Below are 17,223 nucleotides of genomic sequence, written 5' to 3' on the forward strand. Positions count from 1 at the left end.
CTAGGCCGTGTTTCGTAACGGCTGGCGTTGTGAGGTAGTGCGGCGTGGCGGTGATCGATAAAGGTTGAGGTCTCCGGTAGATCGGTTAGCGACCAAGCAAACCGAAGACCTTCCGGAGACCTCGTGCCGAGCGTAGCGGCAGCGAGGCGTCACGACTTGACCGACTCGCAGTGGGCGGCGTTGCAGCCGCTACTGCCTGCGGAAACGAGTCGAGGACGGCCACGCAGATGGGCCAGCAGACATGTCATCGACGGGATCCGGTGGCGGATCCGGACCGGCACGCCGTGGCGGGACGTGCCCGAGGCGTACGCGCCGTGGCAGACGTTGTATCGCTGGTTCCGGCGCTGGCAGCGTGACGGCACCTGGGCGAAGATTCTGGCCGGGTTGCAGGCCACAGCCGATGCGGCGGGAAACATCGATTGGCGGGTGAGTGTCGACTCGACCATCAGCCGGGCTCACCAGCATGCTGCGGGCGCTCGCCGTGATGGCCGGCTGCAGAAGGAACCGCCGGGCGGCGTACAGACCGAACCCGACGATCATGCGCTGGGGCGGTCGCGAGGCGGGTTCACCACCAAGACGCACCTGTGTTGCGAGCAGGGTCGTAAAACCCTCTCGTTCGTATTCACGGCAGGTCAGCGGGGCGACAGCCCGCAGCTGATCACCGTGATGGAGAAGATCAAGGTGTACCGGGTCGGCGGCGGCCAGCCGCGGACCCGCCCCGACCTGCTTCTGGCGGACAAGGCGTACACCAGCCGGGGCAACCGCGGATACACCCGCCGCCGCAAGATCCGGGTGTGCATCCCCAGTAAGGCTGACCAGGATGCGCACCGCAAGGCCAAGGGGTCCAAAGGCGGGCGGCCACCCGCCTTCAATCCCCAGCAGTACCGGCTACGTCACGCCGACGAGTGCGGCATCAACCAGCTCAAACAGCATCGGGCGATGGCTACCAGGTACGACAAGCTCGCCGTCCGCTACGAAGCCACCGTCACCATCGCCGTCATCAACCAATGGCTACGCCCATTACGAAACACGGCCTAGCCGGGTGGTCTTCGGCACGCGGCTAGCAGGTGGTCTTCTGCATACGGCTACCAGGTGAAGGGGCGGCTCCGGGTGGTGCTGTTCGTGGTGCGGCCGTCGCGGACGTAGCGGACGGACATCACCACGGTGTAGCTGCGGCCCCGGCGCGGACCGGCGTGGGCCGGGCCGCACTCGCGGGTGAACGACTGCCTGGTGAAGTTCACGCTCTCACAGGTGGTCGGTCCGGCGACGGTACGGCCGGTCGAGGAGTCCTGGAGGGTCACCTCGATGCGGGCACGACCACCGGCGGGTGCGGTCAACGTCGCCTTGTAACGGACGTTCCGGCCCACCGAGTGGCACGGGCCCGGGCCCAGGGCGGTGCGGCTGGGCAGGTCGAAGACGAAGTTCCGGGAACACTGCCATGGACCGTGCGGCCTGGCCTCCGGCAGGGGCTGCCGGGTGGCAGTCCTGGCCGGGGCGGGGCGCGTGGCCCGTACCGCCGCGTTGTGGGTCTGTGAGTGGGGAAGCGCGACGTTGCGGGTGGCCTTGCGCTGCTTGCCGGGCTTGGTCGACGGCTGGCGCGAAGCGCCGCCGGGCCGGGGCGAGGTGACGGTGAGTTGCGGGGCGCTGGGGGCGACGATCACCGTGGGCGCCGTGTCGGGCGTGCCGCCGGAGCGACCCAAATGCCAGGCGGTGGTGGCGATCGCGGAGGCGATCATGGCGCCGGCGGTCAGCGCGGCGATCGCGCCGGGCCGGGACCAGCGGTTGGCGGGTGCGTCGTTGCGAGGACGCCGGCGGCGCGGGGCGGGAACCCGGGAACCGCCACGGCTGGAGGATCGGTCCGGTAGATCATCGAAACCGGAAGCCCCTGCCCCGCCGCCGTCCCGACGGGAAGCCGCGTCACGGCTGGCAGCCCAATCACCGCCCGAAGTCCCATCACGACCTGAAGCCCCATCACGACCGGAGGCCCCGTCGCGGCTGGAAGCTCCATCACGACCCGAGGGTCTATCAGCGCCTGTGGCCGCATCGCGGCCTGCGGCTTCGTTGCGGCTGGGGGCCTCGGACGAGCCGGAAGTCCCTGCGGCGGGGGCGGCGGATCCGGGCGCGGGGGCGGAGGCGGCGCGGTCGTCGCGGCTGGGCGCCGCGTTCAGGAGGGCCGCGCGGGCCGGCGGGGCGTCCGGGGGAACGTCGCGGGCCGGGCGACGCGGATCGGGCACGGCTTTCGCGGCGCCCGGTGGCGGCAGGGCCGGCGCCGAGGCCAGGTTGGTGGCGATGGCGGTCAGGTCGTTGACGAGTTCGGGGGCGCTGGGCCGCAGACGCGGTTTAGTGGCCAGGCAGCGGGTGATGACCCGCCAGAGCGGGCTGGGCAGGCCGGTGCGGCGTTCCGGGTCGCCCTCCGAGTGCAGGCGCATGAGTTCCGGGATGGAGTCGGAGCGGTACGGCGGGTGCCCGCACACCAGCTCGTAGAGCAGCACCCCGAGCGCGTAGACGTCGGTGGCCGCGCTCGGCGTGGTGCCGTGGAAGGCCTCGGGCGCCATGTAGTGCGGAGTGCCGACGACCGCGTTCGGTGTGGTCATGCTCGGCAGCGTGAGGATCCGGGCGATGCCGAAGTCGGTGAGCCGGGTCTGCCCGCCCGCGTCCAGCAGGACGTTGTCGGGCTTCAGGTCACGATGGATGATGCCGAGTTCGTGCGCCTCGGCCAGGGCGGCCGCGATCTGGCCGGCGAGGCGGGCGGCCTCGCCGGGCGCGACCGTTTTGGTGCGGTGCAGGTGGTCACGCAGGTTGCCGCCGTCGACCAGGTCCATCACCAGGCCGAGGGTCTCCCCCACGCTGAACAGGTCGCGGACCCGGACCACGTTGGGGTGGCGCAGCATGAGCAGGATGGTCCGCTCCTGCACGAACCGGGTGACCAGCCGCGGCTGCCGCAGCAGACTGTCGTGCAACAGTTTGACGGCCACCGGTTCGCCGGTGGAGTGGTCCTCTCCGCGCCAGACGGTGCCGGTCGCGCCCTGTCCGATAGGACGGATCAGGCGATACGAATTCCCGACGACTTGGTCCTGAGCCACCCGGGAATAGTGCTGTTTGCCCGATAATATCGCAACTAAGCGTCATTTTCCTGACACTGGTGGCTGAGGGCCGCAGAGTGAACGGATCGCCCCCAGCAGAGTCGACCGGGTGAACGGCTTCTCCAACAGCATGCTGTTGTCGTCGAGGTGCAACTGCGGGCCGAGCGACGCCGCCGTGTAGCCCGACATGTAGAGGACAGGCAGGTCCGGCTGGTGAGTGCGCAGTGCTCCGGCCAGTTCCGGGCCGGTCATCGTCGGCATCACCACGTCGGTGATCAGCAGGTCGGGCCGGGCTCCGGAGGCGACCTGGGTGACCGCCATCAGCGCGTCGGTGGCCACCGCGATCTCGTAGCCCGCCGGCTCGATCAGCCGCCGCACCAGCTGGGCCACGTCCGGCTGGTCCTCGACGATCAGCACCCGGCCGATCACCGCGTTCTTCTGCTGCCGCTCGCCGGACGTGCCCGCCTTCTGCTCGGCCGCCGGCAGGTAGATGTGCACGGTCGTGCCGAGCCGGGGCTGCGACTCCAGCTCGATGTGGCCGCCCAGGTTGTGCACGATCCCGGCGGTCGTCGCCAGGCCCAGGCCGGCGGCGGTCGCGCGGGTGGTGAAGAACGGCTCCAGCGCCCGCTTACGGACCTCGTCGTCCATGCCGGAGCCGGTGTCGGTGACCACCAGGTGCACCAGTTTCCCGGTCGGCGCGCCCTCGGCCAGCTGGCCCGGCTCGACCACCTCGTTGGTGGCGGTCACCCGGACCATGCCGCCGTGCAGCATCGCGTCCCGGGCGTTCGCGGCCAGGTTGACCAGCGCCTGCTCCAGGGGGCCGCGCTCGGCTTTCACCGGCCACACGTCCGGGCCGAACGCCAGGTCCAGGCCGATGCGCTCGCCGAGCGTACGACTGAACAGCGCCTGCACGTCGGTGAGCAGGTCCGGGATCGGGATCACCTCGGGCCGGTTGCCCTCACTGCGACCGAACGCCAGCAGCTGATGGGTCAGCGTCCGCCCGGTGCCAACCGCGTCCATGATGTCCTTGGCCAGCTGGTACGACGGCGAGCCCTCCTCGGAATGGCCCAGGATCATGTCAGCCGAGCCGGCCACCACGGTCATCAGGTTGTTGAAGTCGTGCGAGAGGCCGCCGATCAGATGGCCGAGGCTGTCCAGCCGGCGCAGGTGGTCGAGCTGGCGCTTCAGGCCGCGCGCGTCGATGTGGTCGGTGGTGTCGGTGACCATGCAGAGCACGCCGCCGAACTCGTGGTGCTCGTTCTGGACCGGCATCATGCTGATCCGCACGCTGCGCCGCGACCCGTCCGCCCGCATGAGCCGCGTGGCGCCCACCGTGGACCGCCCGGTCTTGCACTCGTTGATCCGGCGGTCCAGCTCCTTCTGCCCGACGTTGTCGAGGAAGCCGCGCAGCGACACCCCCATCAGCTCGGCCCGGGGCATCCCGAGGACCACGCCGATCGCCTCGTTCGCGTAGTTGGCCACCCCGTTGGGGTCCAGCTGGAGCACGCCCTCGGGGATGGTCTCCAGCACCCGGCGGTACCGCTCCTCGGAGGCCCGCAGCCGTTCCTGGGCGCGGGCTGACGACACCGCCAGGGAGAGCTCACCGGCGATGTCGCGGGCCAGTTCCACCTCGGGGGTGGAGTAGAAGGCGTCCGGGGCGTGCCGGGTCAGGATCAGATAGCCGGCGTACGTGTTGTCGACGATCACCGGGCAGAGCACGGCCGCCGTGATCGACGATTCCGGGCCGCCGAGACCGGCCGCCGAGTCACCGGCCAGCACGATCGGGCGGCGACTGGCCGCGAGCGCCGTCGAGTACTCGTCTTCGGGGGCCTGGCCGGCCCGGTCCAGAGCCCGGGCCAGCGGTTCCGATTGTTCGTCGTCGAGATGGCGGTACGAGATCTCCTCGTACCGCCCGTCGTCGCGGAGCAGTTGCACACCGGCGCCGTCACCGATCATGTCGGCGGCGGCGCCGGCGGCCGTGGTGCGGACCTCGACCGGGTCCGACGCCGCTCGACTGAGCGCGAGGGCGAGATCGGCAAGCGCGTACCGGAGGGGGTAAGCCATGACACCCATGAGCATCATGATTCGCGTTTGCCACGCGGTGTGCGGCCGATTCGCCGGAAATCAGGAAAAGAGGGCACTCACCGACTCGCCGTTGTGGATCCGCCGCATCGCTTCGGCCAGCGCCGGCGCCACCGAGATGACGGTCAGTTTGTCGGTGCTCTTGCTCGCCGGGATCGGCACCGTGTTCGTGCAGACGATCTCCTCGATCTCCTTCTCCGCCGACAGCCGCTGCACCGCGTCGTTGGTGAACAGACCGTGCGTGCAGGCCACCCGGACGCTGCGCACGTTGCGTTCCCGCAGACGGGCCAGCAGTTCGAAGACGGTGCTGCCCTTGGCGATCTCGTCGTCCAGCACGATCACGTCCCGGTCGGCGACCTCGCCGATCACCGAGCTGATCACCACCTTGTCGTCGGCGAACCGCTGCTTCGCCCCGGCCGCCACCTCGATGCCGAGCATTCGCGCGAAGGCCGCGGCCTCCTTGGCGTTGCCCAGGTCGGGGGAGACGACGACGCTGTTGCTCAGGTCGTACCCCCGGAAGTGGTTGGCCAGCTCGCGCAGCGCGTGCAGGTGGTCGACCGGAATGCTGAAGAAGCCGTGCACCTGCGGCGAGTGCAGCGTCATCGCCAGCACCCGGTCGGCGCCGGCGGTGGTCAGCAGATCGGCGACCAGACGGCCGCCTATCGAGATGCGGGGGGCGTCCTTCTTGTCGCTGCGCGCGTACGCGTAATGCGGCAGCACCACGGTGATCCGCGCGGCCGACGCGCCCCGGGCGGCGTCGAGCATGAACAGCAGTTCGGCGAGATGCTCCTGGGTCGGCGGGACCAGGGGCTGAATCAGGAAGACGTCACGTTCCCGGCAGTTCCCCTGCAGCTGCACTTCGATGCAGTCGTTGGCGAACCTATCGATCCGGGTCGGCATCAGCGGAACACCGAGGTGCTCGCAGATCTCCTTAGCAAGATCAGGATGGGCAGATCCGGTGAAAACGGCGATGTCACGCACGGCCCCCACCCTAGAAGGCCCTCGGACGGGGTCGTCAGGGCGGTCCGGGCTCAGTTAGCTTGGCAACCATGAACGGACTTGCCGTCGCCTGCCGCCGAGTGGTGCACATCTATCGCGCGGAGGCCGGTGACGTGGTGGCGCTCGCCGGCGTCGACCTGTCCATCGCCCCCGGAGAGACTCTCGCCCTGGTCGGGCCCTCCGGCTCCGGCAAATCGACGCTGATCGCCCTGCTGGCCGGGCTGATGCGCCCGTCCGCCGGCCGCATCAACATCGGCACCTACGACATGGGCAAACTCTCCGACGGCGAGATCTCCCGGCTGCGCGGCACCGAGATCGGCGTGGTCCTGCAGGGCGCCGCCCGCAACCTGCTCCCCTATGCCACCCTGCACCGCAACATCTGGCTCGCCCAGCGCCGCGCCGCGCACACCCGCGGCATCGAACTCGACGATCCGGACCGCATCCTCGACCTGGTCGGTCTCCCCGGTCAGGGCCGCAACAAACTCGCCGACCTCACCCCGGGCGGCCGGCAGCGCGCCGCGCTCGCCGTCGGCATCGCCACCGGCCCCGGCCTGCTGCTCGTCGACGAACCGACCAGCCGCCTCGACACGGCCGGCCGCGACGAGGTCCTGGACGCTCTGGAGACGGTCAACACCGAGCGCCAGACCACCATCGTGGTGGTCACCCACGACAACGAGGTCGGCACCCGCCTCGGCCGCGCCGTCACCATCCGCGACGGCCGCGTCGGCGCCGAAGGACGCGACGGGCAGGACTTCGCGGTGGTCGCCGGCGACGGGACGGTGCAGCTCCCGCCGGAGGTGCTGGGGTCCTATCCGCCGGGGACGCTGTTCACCGTGCAACAGGTGGAGGGCGAGGTCACCCTGGTGCCCTCCGGGCACGAGACGCAGGTCTAGGGGCGGTTCAACCTTTCGGGGTACGAGCCCTGAGCACCGCCCCACCCCTCATCCGGATGCGGCGGTGCGGGTTCGTAGCCGAGTCCCCGCCGCCGGCCGCAGCGCGGGGATCCACCGTTCGCGGGCCCACCCCCACCCGGACGGATGCCCAAACCGGGTCAGGGGCGGGCCCAGGTGGCGACGCCGTCGGCGAGGTGCAGTTCGCGGTCGCACGCGGCGGCCGCCTCCGGGTCGTGGGTGGCGAAGACGACCGCCGCGCCCCGGCCCGCCTCGGCACGCAGCAGGTCCAGCACACGCTGACGGTTGGCCGCGTCGAGTTCGCTGGTCACCTCGTCGGCCAGCACGACGTCACCCCGCAGCGCCAGCCCGCGGGCCAGGGCGGTGCGCTGCTGCTGACCGCCGGAGAGTTCGTCGATCAGCTGGTTGGCCTGGCCGGAGAGTCCGAGCGACTCCAGCGCACCGGCGGTCCGGCGGCGGGCGTCCGCGGGCGAGCCGCCGGTCGCGATCACCGCTACCGAGATGTTCTCGGCCGCGGTCAGGATCGCCGCCAGCCCGTTGTCCTGCGGGATCAGCACCACTGAGAGCGAGACGGCGTGATCGCGGGAGGTCAGCGGCGTCCCGTCCACGGCCACCGTCCCGGCGCGTGCCGGTAGAAGGCCGGCCATCGCGTTGAGCAGGGTGGTCTTGCCCGCGCCCGAGGTTCCGGTGACCGCCAGCACCTCCCCCGGGCGGGCCGTCACGGTGATCCCGCTCAGCACCGGGCCGGTGTCGCCGTACCCGAACTCGGCCGCGTCCACGGTCAACGTCGTCATCTCCGCCTCCTCACCGGCAGCGCCTCGTCGCCGGCTTCGTCGTCAGAACACTCGTCCGGTCTCTGCTCACGCCGTGCCCCTGTTCGCGCGGCACGCCGTGCCCCTGTTCGCGCGGCACGCCGGCGCGGACCGCGGGCGATCGCTGCCGCCCGCTCCGCCACGGGCGGTCATCGGGGCTCGATCCGGCGGCGGAGGTCGCGGCCACCGAGGACCGCGACCAGGAACTGGACGACGAGAACCGCGGCGCCGGCGCCGAGCAGCACCTCCGGGCGTGGCCAGGCGGGCAGCGGCAGGTCGGGCGGGGTCAGCCCGGCCAACGGCAGCGCCCATCCGGTGAGCCGCCACGCCGCCGCCGCGACCAGCAACCCGAGCGCCGAGGCGATGAGGACCAGCACCGGGTACGTCCAGAGGGTCGCCTGCCCGGCCGGGCGGGGCCGGAGCCCCTGGGCGCGGAGCGCGGCGAGGTCCTCGGTGCGGCGGATCCGGTCGACGGCCACGGTGAGGGCGAGCGCCCCGGCGCCGAGGAGCCCGGCGAGGATCGCGGCGAGCGCGTGGAACCAGAGGGCGACGGCCGGGCCCTCGTCGTCGAGCGCGGCCCGGACCTGGCCGGCCGAGGTCTCGGACACGACGTGCAGGCCGTGGTCGGCGAGGCGGTCGACGATGTCGGCCGGTGCTGCCGCGTTGAGCCAGATCTGCGGTTCCGGCGCCCTCTTGGGTTCTCTGGACAGCAGGTCGGTGTATTCGAGATCGACGAGGATCGCCTGCCGCCCGACACCGGGAACGGCCGGCAGGGCGGCGACCGGCGCGACCGGGATGGTCGTGGCCCCCGCGTCGAGGATCGTCCCGTTGGCGGGAGCCGTCCCGGCGTACCCGATGGGCAGTGGAAAGGGGGTGGAGGCCGGCTGGATCCAGGCGGCCTGGGCGACGTTCGCGGAGACCTCGAACTCGGCTCGCAGACCGTCCGGTGACGCCGACAGGCGCGTCTCGCTGGTGGCTCGCCAGCGGGCCGCGTCGGTCAGCGGCGCCGGTGTGGTGGTGGCCAGCGACCGGATCACCACATCGCCCCTGACCCGGGTGACGGTGCCCGCCCCGGAGATCCGGATGGCGTTGATCTGGCATCCGCCGAGGCAGATCGGCACTTCCTGGCGATAGGTGTGCGTTCCTGAGCGGAGGTCGCCGAGTTCCACGAGGCCTTCGCCCTGGCCGGTCAGCGACGACACCGAGACGGCGAGTTCGAGGGCATCGGTCGAGGTGGTGGTGGCCTCGACCGCGATGTCCTGGCTGCCGAAGGCGATCGGGGTGGGCGCCGTCGGGCGCAGGCGCTCCCGCAGGTCGTCGCGGTCGGGGGCGCCGCCCGGCCAGGCGGGGACGCCGGGCAGCGCCCGGGTGTCGACGGCGAGGCCCGGTGGTGCGCCGGCGCCGCCGGCGATGTGCACGGCGGCCATCGCGAACTTGCCGTCCGGGTCGATGGCACGGACTCCGTTGAGCAGCCGTTGCCGGGTGACGGACTGGACGGTGAGGACCCGGTCGGCGCCGGTGCCGAGCCGGGCCTCGGCGTCCCGGCCGCCGGCGGCGGTGTCGACCGTGCACGCCGCATAGCCGGCCACCGCGGCGGAGGCGACGAGCAGGGCGAACAGGCGGCCGGCGCCGGGACGGCGGGACAACTGGAGGCCGGCGAGCGCGACTCCGAGCCGTCCCCGGTTCAGGGCGCGTACGGCATACCGGTTGACCAGGGGAAGCAACAGCCGCGCCGCCACCAGCGCCAGGGCCAGCACGATCAGCGCCGGTGCGAAGAGCCCGACGCCGGTGAGTGGATCCTCGACGAGGGCGAACTGGGCGCCGGTGACGGCCGCGAGCACCACCACCACCACCTCGGCCGCGGGCAGCCGGCGGCGGTCCACGACGGGCGCCCGCCGCAGCAGGCCGGTGACCGGGCTGACCAGTTGCCGCCGCTGGGCCACCACCGCGGCGACGAGGGCGGCGACGGCGGCGAAGGGGGCGTAGCGCAGCGAGGTGAGGGCCGGATCCGCCCCGACACCGGGGAACAGGATCGCGGCGACCGTGTTGACGAGCAGTTGTCCGGCCAGGCAGCCGGCGACCGCCCCGGCCAGCACCGCCACGAGACTCTCGCCGGTCGCCAGCCACCACCGGGTCCACCAGCGCGAGCCGCGGAGCGCCACGACGGCGAGTTCGCTCTGCCGGCCCACGGCGCCGTAGCCGACGGTCAGGTAGATGGTGAAACAGGCGAGCAGCACCAGGGGGATCGACAGGACCGGCACCAGGAGGCGGGCCGCGGCCCGGTCCTCGTCGATCCGATCGAGCAGGCGGGGTATCCCGCTCTCGAACCGCAGCGATCCCTCCAGCTCGTCGGCGGTCGCGGCGAGCCGGCCCATGTCGGCCCGGAGCTGGCCGAGGCGGTCGACGTCGATGGTCCCGGGCTGGGGGACGCCGTCGATCGCCATCGCGGTGGTGGTCCGCACCATCGTGTCGAGCGTGACGGCGTTGGTGAAGACCGGTTCGCCCGGCCCCATGTCGTCACCGGAGACGAAATAGCCGTGCAGGCCCCAGTAGGCGTCGGTGGGATCGATGGGCCGATAGGTGCCGGCGACGGTCAGCGTCTTCGGCGAACCGTCGGGATCCCAGGTGGGTGGCCGGGCGAGGCCGTTCATCCGGGCCGCGGTCAGGGTGATCGTGTCGCCGGCGGCGATGCCGAGCCGCTCTGAGCTCGCCGCGCCGAGCAGCACATCGCCCTCGCCGACCAGGCAGCGACCGGCGACGATGCGCACGTGGGCGCACAGGTTCTGGCGGAAGACGAGCCGGGACGGCAGGGAGTTGTCCTTCTCCAGGCCGACCGTCGGCACCTCGGCGGAGTGGTGGAAGGTGAACCCGTTCAGGCCGAGGAACAGCACCCGGCCGACGTCGGGGAACCTGATGTCGACGGTGCCGAGCGGGTCCTCCTGGTTGTCGATGGTGTGGCGGGTCACCAGGGTGAGGTCCCTGGCCGGCGCGCGAGCGATCTGGCGGTCGGCGACCACCCGCTCGGCCGCGACCAGGTAGGCCGGCGCGGCGACGGCGGAGGCGACCGCGAGCATGGCCAGCAGGGCGAGGGTGACGGCCTGCCCGCGCCGGTTCCAGACCATCGCCAGGACCAGGGAGATCATCGGCCGGCCTCCCCTTCCCGCAGGCTTCTCATCAGGGGTTGCAGGGCGATCAGGCCGGTCAGGCCGAGCACGATGAGGGCCACCGCCACGGCAAGCGCGGCCACCAGCGGATCCAGCGGGCCCGGTGGCGCGAGCACCGCCCAGCCGTCGGTGAAGGGTGGAACCGCCCGGCGGGTCACAGCGATCGCCAGCAGCGCGGCCAGCACTCCGCCGAGGAGACCGGAAATGATCAGTGCGGCCGTGCCGGCCCAGCCGGTTCGCACCGCCACCCGGCGAGGCAGGCCCTGCACGCGCAGGGCCGCGAACTGCTCGGCGAGCGACCGGCGGTCCACTGTGGCGGCGACCGCGACGATGGCGGCCGCCAGCAGCAGCGCGGCGGCGCCGGCCAGCAACTCGAACCGGACCAGGATGGCCGGGCTCTGGACGCCCAGCCGGTCGGCGTAGGCGGTCACGTCGGTCTCGGCGGTCACGGTCAAGCCGCCCGCGGTGAGCGCCTCGACGATGCCGGGCCGGGCGGAGGGCGCCAGCCACACCTGGAACTGCCCGCCGGGGTCGGCGTCGGCGGCCAGGCGACGGGTGGTGTCGAGGTCGACGAGCAGGCCGGCGCCGCCCACCGCGGGCAGCGCGGCCACGGACCCCGTCACCTGTACGGGCACCGGCTCCCCGTACGCCGGAAGCAACGCGTCGCCGCCCACCCACCGCTCGGGAACCGGCCCGGCCAGCAGCGCGGGCAGCGGCAGGAGGCTGTCGGACGCCCAGGCCTCGACACCGACCCGGTCCTCCTTGGTCACGTTGGGGTCGGTGGCCAGCCGCAGGGTGCCGTCCGCCGCGACCAGGTCCAGTGCCGCGCCGTTGGTGCCGACTCGCCACCGGGCGATGTCACCGAGCGCGGTGGCGTCGAGGACCGGGGTCGCCGGGGCGCCCTGGCCGAGCCCACGCACGGTGACGGCGGTGCCGGCGGGCGGCGCCTCGGTTCGCCCGGTCCGGTTCGGCGGGGTGGTCAGGTCCCACCGGATGATCCGGCAGCCGGGCGCCGTGGCGCAGGCGGTCACCGGCACGGTCACCGTCTGGTCTCCGCCCCGCAGCGTCCCGAAGCCGACGGCCGCCGGCTGCCCGGTGCCCTCGTGCTGCAGGTGCAGCGTGAGCACCACGTCGGCGGGCCCGTCCCGGCGGGCGTTCAGGGTGAGCCGGTCGCCGGTGACGAGGGGCAGCGGTGTCAGTGCGGCGGCGGCCGCGGCGGCCGGCAGCGTGGCGGCCCGGCCGTACTCGGGCCGCCAGCCCGCGACCGCGCCGAGCCGGGCGGTGTCCACCTCGAGGACCTGGACGTTCTCGGTCCGGTTCCGCACGACGGCCATCGCCTCGCGGCCGCCCGGGTCGGCTCCGCGGACCGCGTTCAGCAGCACGGTCCGGTTGGCCGCCCCGACGTTCAGCACCCGGTGCGCGCCGAGTTCGGCGGCGCTGCGGGCGGCCCGGGCCTCGTTCTCGGCGGCCCAGCCGCCGGCCGCCGTGACGAACAGCGCGACCGAGACCACGACCAGCGCGAACAGCCGGTCGGTGCCGGGCGACCGGGAGATCCGCAGGGCGGTCAGCCCGGTCAGCAGCCGCCCGGATCGCAGCGCGGCGGCGCCGCCGCGGTCGGTCGCCAGGCTCAGCAGCCGCGCCGCGACCAGGCCCACCGCGAGCGTGGCCAGAGCGAGGGCGGCTCGGCCCAGGCCGTCCGCGGGCCCACCGGAGCGGGCCTGGTAGATCGCGACGGCGGCGACGGCCAGCAGCACCGTGTCGACGAGGGCGGGACGCCAGGTGCCGCGCCCGGACGCGGCTCGCTGCAGGAGCGCGGCGACCGGCCGGCCGAGCACCGTGGCCTCGACCGCGGCGAGCACGGCCAGGCCGCCGAACAGCACCGCGGCCACCGCCGCGGCGCTGTAGGTCAGGGCGGTCGCCCGGTCGGCCGCGGCCGGCACCGGGCCGGCCAGAGCCCACGCCAGAAGGTATCCGGCGGGGGCGCCGAACAGGACGCCGGCGACCAGCGGCACCAGATGTTGCCCCCAGGCCAGCCGCAGCCGCCCGGACCGGCTCACCCCGCGCAGTTTCAGCAGGCCGGCATCGGCCCGCCGGTCGCGCAGGGTGTACCAGCCGGCCAGCCCGATCGCGAACCAGGTGAGGATCAGCAACTGCGCGCCGGAGGCCGTCACGCCGTTCAGGATCAAGGCGCGGTCCCGGACGATCGCCTGGTGGAGCGGGCGGGCCAGACTGGTGAGCCGCAGTTGGGACTGGCCGAGCCGGCGGTCGGCGGCGGTGAGTTCGGCATCGAGGTCGAAGCCGCCGGCGCCGCGCAGCAGCGCGTCCGGCAGCACCACGTCGTACGCCATCATCGGGCTCAGCAGTTGCGGGTGCTCGAAGGTGGCGGCCGCGGTGAACAAGGGGTCCGGACCGGACGCGGCCCGGAACAGGCGGTTCGCCCAGTACGGCCCGGTCACGTCGGTCAGCGCGTAGAGCCCGACCACGCGAAGGCTGAGCGGAACGCCCGACGCGATGGTGAGCATCTCCAGGTTTCCGCCCAGTCCGGCGCCGAGCCGGCGGGCGGCCTCGTGGCTGATCGCGACTTCGCCGCGGGCCGCCGGGCAGGCCCCGTCCAGCCGGACGTGATCGCAGAACTCCTGGCGGTGGGCCAGGTCAACGCGGACGGAGCCCGGACCGGTCCGCACCTCGATGTGGTGGGTCATCCCGCCGGTTCCGGCGCCGGCGCCGGGTGGCAGCCCGGCTCGCGCCTGGTCGGTGAACCGGCCCAGCGCGGCGTCCGGCCGGCCCTCGGTGTCGAGGCGCTGGGTCACCGTGACTATCCGCTGGTCGGCGGGCGCGGCCCGGAGGTAGGCGTCGGCGGCCTTGCCGACGGCGGCGAACCCGTACCACGGGCCGGCCGCGGCGACGGCCGCCGCGATGGCGGTCAGCACCAGAATCGTCAGCGCCTGCGCGGCTCGGGTCCGCACCGCACCGAAGACGAGCGCGAACATTCACCCCTCCCCCGGTTGCGGGGGACGTTACGCGATGGAGCCGCCGCGCGGCGACCCTTGTGGACGGACGCTGCTTAACCGGTTCACAACCAACCGCGGCGCTTCAGGTAGAGATAGAGCGAGCCGCCGGCGACCACGATGAGGGCGCTGCTGAGCACGAAGCCCCACCACCGCTCATAACCGGGGTACGGCACGTTCTGTCCGAAGTAGCCGGTCAGCGCGGTCGGGATCGCGATGATCGCCGCCCAGGCCGCCAGTTTCCGGGTCACGTCGTTGAGTTCGTTGCTCTGTTCGGCCAGATCGTGGTCGAGCAGCTCGGTGATCCGGTCACGCGCATGCTCGATCAACTCCAGAGACCGGTGGGCGTGGTCCTCGACGTCCCGGTAGTACGGCCGCAGGTGCTCCTCGCCGGCCAGGTCCCGGGCGACGTCGGCGACCACCTCCGGCATCGGGGCCACCGCCCGGCGCAGCGCGGCCAGAGCCCGGCGCAGGGCGAAACCGTGCCTGCGCACGTCGCGGGGCGCCGCGCCCTCACCGAGCATCCGGTCCTCGACGCGGTCCATGGCCTCGTCGATCCGCACGGCGACCGCGTGCTGGCCGTCCACGACCAGATCGAGCAGCCCGTACACGAGGAAGTCGACGCCGCCGGCCGCGGCGAGCCGCTCGTCGGCGTCCCACCTGGCCAGCAGGGGTTCCAGGTCGAAGGGCGACTTGCGCACGGTGATCAGTGCCCGCGGGGTGACGAACGCGCTGATCTCGGTCTTGCGCACCTCGTCGCCCCACTCGACCGCGTAGACGTTGAGGAAGAGGTGGTGGCGGTAACGGTCCACCTTGGGCCGCTCGTGCCGCCCGGTGGCGTCCTCGACCGCGAGCGGGTGCAGATCGAACTCGCCCGCGACGGCCCGCAACTGTTCCGGACCGGGATCGTCCAGGTCGAGCCAGAGCACCGCGTCCGGGTCGGCGTCGAGCCGGCCGGCCGCCTCCCCCGCTCCGAAGCCCTCGGCGGTGAGCCGGCCTTTGACATAGAGACGGGAGGCCACCGGCCCACTATGCCCGCCGGCGGAAACGGCACGGAAACCGGTACGTGCCTACGATGAGCCGTGACCTGGATCGATCAACTGCTGACCACGTTCTACACGGCCCAGTGGCAGGTGACCGACGGCCAGGCGATCTACTGGCGGGAGATCGTCGGCAACGCGTTCGGGCTGGGGTCGGCGCTGTTCGGGCTGCGCCGCAACGCGTGGGCCTGGCCGGTCGGGATCGTCGGCAACGTGCTGCTGTTCACCGTCTTCCTGGGGCAGGCCCTCGGCAACGAGTCCGGCACCCCGCTCTACGGCCAGGCCGCCCGGCAGGTCTTCTTCCTGATCACCAGCGTCTACGGCTGGTGGGCCTGGCGGCGCAACCGCCGCCGGGACCACGGCGCCGCCGTGGTCCCGCACTGGGCGAGCCCGCGGCAGCGCCTCACCGTCATCCCGCTGGCCCTGGCCGCCGTGGTCGGCTGCTTCTTCGTGTTCCGCGAGATCGGAGCCGGTTTCCCGGTGCCGTGGTGGTACTACCTGGCCGATTCGTGGATCTTCGTCGGCTCGATGCTGGCCACCTATGCGATGGCCCGCGGCTGGGTCGAGTTCTGGCTGTGCTGGATCGCCGTGGACCTGGTCGGTGTGCCCGAGTTGCTGCACTTCGGCTACTACCCGTCGGCGATCCTCTACGCCGTCTACGCGCTGTTCGTCATCTGGGGGTTCGTGGTCTGGCTGCGGATCTCCAGGGCCTCCGTCGCGGTGCCGGAGCCGACGCCGGCCTGACGGCGCAGCATCCACAGGCTGACCGGCACCCCGGCGGCCACCAGGACGGCCGCCACCACCAGCGAATACCGGTAACCCGCCAGGAAGTCCCCGCCGGCCGCCTCGGTCCGGGCGGTCAGGATCGCGCCGAGCACCGTGACGCCGAGCAGCCCGAACACCTCCCGCGCGACGTTCAGCATCCCGGAGGCGATACCGGCCCGCCACGGCGGCAACGCGTCGACCACCACGGTGTTGAGCGGAATCAGCAGGCCGCCGCCGACGCCGTAGAGGGCGAACCAGGGCAGCAGGTCGGCATAGGTGGTGCCCTCGCCGTACTGTGCGATGCCCGCGATCGCCGCCGCCATCACCGCGAGACCGAAAGCGGTCACCCGGGCCACGCCGAATCGCAGCTCCAGCCGGGGCGCGAGCACCGCGCCGGCCGCCGTGATGATCGCCATCGGGATGAACGCCGCGCCCGCCCCGGTCGGTGAGAATCCGAGGACGTTCTGCAGGTAGATGGCCATGTAGAAGTAGATGCCGAAGACCCCGAACGCCCACAGGCCCATCGCCAGCAGGCCGCCGGTGAACATGCGGGACCGGAAGAACTCCAGGTCCACCATCGAGTCGGCGTTGCGGTTCTGCGAGATCACGAAGACCGCGGCCGCCACGGCCGCCACCCCGAAGGACCCCAGGATGAGCGGCGAGGTCCAGCCCTCCGCACCTCCTTCGATCAGGGCGTACGTCAGCGCGAACAGCGACAGCGAGGAGGAGGCCAGGCCGGCCGGGTCGAGGCGGCGCAGGACTGTGGTGAGCGCGGCCGTCCGCGTCGCGCGAGCCGGCACGCTGAAGAGCGTCAACGCCAGCGTGGCCACACCGATCGGCAGGTTGATCAGGAAGATCCAGCCCCACGAGACGTGCTCACTGAGCACCCCGCCGGTGAACGGCCCGATGGCCAGAGCCAGCGCGCCCACCCCGCCCCAGACGCCGATGGCGGCGCCGCGCTCCTTCGGGTTCGGGAACAGCTCCTGCAACAGGGCGAGGGACGCCGGGGCGAGCAGCGCCGCGCCGATGCCCTGCACCGCCCGTGCGCCGATCAGCAGGTTCTGGCTGTCGGCCAGCCCGGCGGCGACCGACGCCACCGTGAAGACCGCCAGCCCGGCCAGGAACGCGAGGCGCGTGCCGAGGACGTCGGCGATGCGGCCGCCGGCCAGCAGCAGACCGGCGAAGACCAGGATGTACGCGCTGGTGATCCATTCCAGCCCGGCGATGCTGAGCCCGAGGTCACGCTGGATCGATGGCAGCGCGACATTGACGACGTTGTTGTCGAGATAGGTCATGAAGGTGCCGAGCGCCACCGCGACCAGCGCCCACCACCGTCGGTTCTTCTCCATCAGGCTCTCC

General features: G+C 72.5%; 11 protein-coding genes. 3 read left to right on the forward strand and 8 right to left on the reverse strand.

All coding sequences use genetic code 11. The features are described from left to right. Positions 1–123: 123 nt before the first annotated feature. Complete coding sequence (locus tag QLQ12_RS37310) at positions 124–1,038, forward strand: IS5 family transposase (RefSeq protein WP_282765628.1); 915 nt, start codon at positions 124–126, stop codon at positions 1,036–1,038. Positions 1,039–1,085: 47 nt separating this feature from the next. Here QLQ12_RS37310 and QLQ12_RS37315 read toward each other — a convergent pair whose 3' ends face one another. Genes QLQ12_RS37315 through QLQ12_RS37325 form a run of 3 tightly spaced genes read right to left on the reverse strand, consistent with a single transcriptional unit; the run spans position 1,086 to position 6,146 of the window. Further along, positions 1,086–3,083, reverse strand: a complete 1,998-nt coding sequence (locus QLQ12_RS37315) for a serine/threonine-protein kinase (protein ID WP_282765629.1) — start codon at positions 3,081–3,083, stop codon at positions 1,086–1,088. A gap of 42 nt (positions 3,084–3,125) precedes the next feature. Further along, a complete protein-coding gene (locus QLQ12_RS37320; RefSeq protein ID WP_282765630.1) occupies positions 3,126–5,147 on the reverse strand; it encodes a hybrid sensor histidine kinase/response regulator in 2,022 nt (673 codons plus the stop codon). Positions 5,148–5,207: 60 nt separating this feature from the next. Continuing rightward, the gene (locus tag QLQ12_RS37325) at positions 5,208–6,146 is read right to left on the reverse strand and encodes a ribose-phosphate diphosphokinase (RefSeq protein WP_282765631.1); all 939 of its coding nucleotides are present in this window, start codon (positions 6,144–6,146) and stop codon (positions 5,208–5,210) included. Positions 6,147–6,214: 68 nt separating this feature from the next. On the opposite strand from QLQ12_RS37325, the gene QLQ12_RS37330 reads away from it, so the two are divergent. Beyond that, entirely contained in the window at positions 6,215–7,057 is an 843-nt protein-coding gene (locus tag QLQ12_RS37330; RefSeq protein ID WP_282765632.1) for an ABC transporter ATP-binding protein, read from the forward strand. 158 nt (positions 7,058–7,215) lie between these two features. On the opposite strand, the gene QLQ12_RS37335 is transcribed toward QLQ12_RS37330, so the two are convergent. The 4 genes from QLQ12_RS37335 to QLQ12_RS37350 all read right to left on the reverse strand — a co-directional run bounded on the left by QLQ12_RS37335 (position 7,216) and on the right by QLQ12_RS37350 (position 15,081). Then, positions 7,216–7,869 carry an ABC transporter ATP-binding protein gene (locus QLQ12_RS37335; protein ID WP_282765633.1) on the reverse strand — a complete coding sequence of 218 codons (654 nt, stop codon included), beginning with the start codon at positions 7,867–7,869 and terminating at the stop codon, positions 7,216–7,218. A gap of 167 nt (positions 7,870–8,036) precedes the next feature. Continuing rightward, positions 8,037–11,030 carry an FtsX-like permease family protein gene (locus QLQ12_RS37340; RefSeq protein ID WP_282765634.1) on the reverse strand — a complete coding sequence of 998 codons (2,994 nt, stop codon included), beginning with the start codon at positions 11,028–11,030 and terminating at the stop codon, positions 8,037–8,039. Further along, positions 11,027–14,041, reverse strand: a complete 3,015-nt coding sequence (locus QLQ12_RS37345; RefSeq protein WP_282765635.1) for an FtsX-like permease family protein — start codon at positions 14,039–14,041, stop codon at positions 11,027–11,029. Before QLQ12_RS37345 ends, QLQ12_RS37340 begins: the two co-directional genes overlap by 4 nt. Positions 14,042–14,124: 83 nt before the next feature. After that, positions 14,125–15,081 carry a magnesium transporter CorA family protein gene (locus QLQ12_RS37350; RefSeq protein WP_282765636.1) on the reverse strand — a complete coding sequence of 319 codons (957 nt, stop codon included), beginning with the start codon at positions 15,079–15,081 and terminating at the stop codon, positions 14,125–14,127. A gap of 60 nt (positions 15,082–15,141) precedes the next feature. Between QLQ12_RS37350 and pnuC the strand changes: the two genes are divergently transcribed. Continuing rightward, entirely contained in the window at positions 15,142–15,843 is a 702-nt protein-coding gene (gene pnuC / locus QLQ12_RS37355; RefSeq protein WP_282765637.1) for a nicotinamide riboside transporter PnuC, read from the forward strand. Here pnuC and QLQ12_RS37360 read toward each other — a convergent pair. Next, positions 15,756–17,213, reverse strand: a complete 1,458-nt coding sequence (locus QLQ12_RS37360; RefSeq protein ID WP_282765638.1) for a DHA2 family efflux MFS transporter permease subunit — start codon at positions 17,211–17,213, stop codon at positions 15,756–15,758. The two genes, pnuC and QLQ12_RS37360, sit on opposite strands and share 88 nt — an antisense overlap. Between the last annotated feature and the right edge of the window lie 10 nt (positions 17,214–17,223).

The sequence above is a fragment of the Actinoplanes sandaracinus genome, assembly GCF_030009775.1.
Classification (GTDB): Bacteria; Actinomycetota; Actinomycetes; order Mycobacteriales; family Micromonosporaceae; genus Actinoplanes; species Actinoplanes sandaracinus.

Coding starts and splice junctions, on each gene's coding strand:
- QLQ12_RS37320 (WP_282765630.1), bottom strand. CDS start 5,147: ATGGCTTACCCCCTCCGGTACGCGCTTGCCGATCTCGCCCTCGCGCTC.
- QLQ12_RS37330 (WP_282765632.1), top strand. CDS start 6,215: ATGAACGGACTTGCCGTCGCCTGCCGCCGAGTGGTGCACATCTATCGC.
- QLQ12_RS37335 (WP_282765633.1), bottom strand. CDS start 7,869: ATGACGACGTTGACCGTGGACGCGGCCGAGTTCGGGTACGGCGACACC.
- QLQ12_RS37340 (WP_282765634.1), bottom strand. CDS start 11,030: ATGATCTCCCTGGTCCTGGCGATGGTCTGGAACCGGCGCGGGCAGGCC.
- QLQ12_RS37345 (WP_282765635.1), bottom strand. CDS start 14,041: ATGTTCGCGCTCGTCTTCGGTGCGGTGCGGACCCGAGCCGCGCAGGCG.
- QLQ12_RS37360 (WP_282765638.1), bottom strand. CDS start 17,213: ATGGAGAAGAACCGACGGTGGTGGGCGCTGGTCGCGGTGGCGCTCGGC.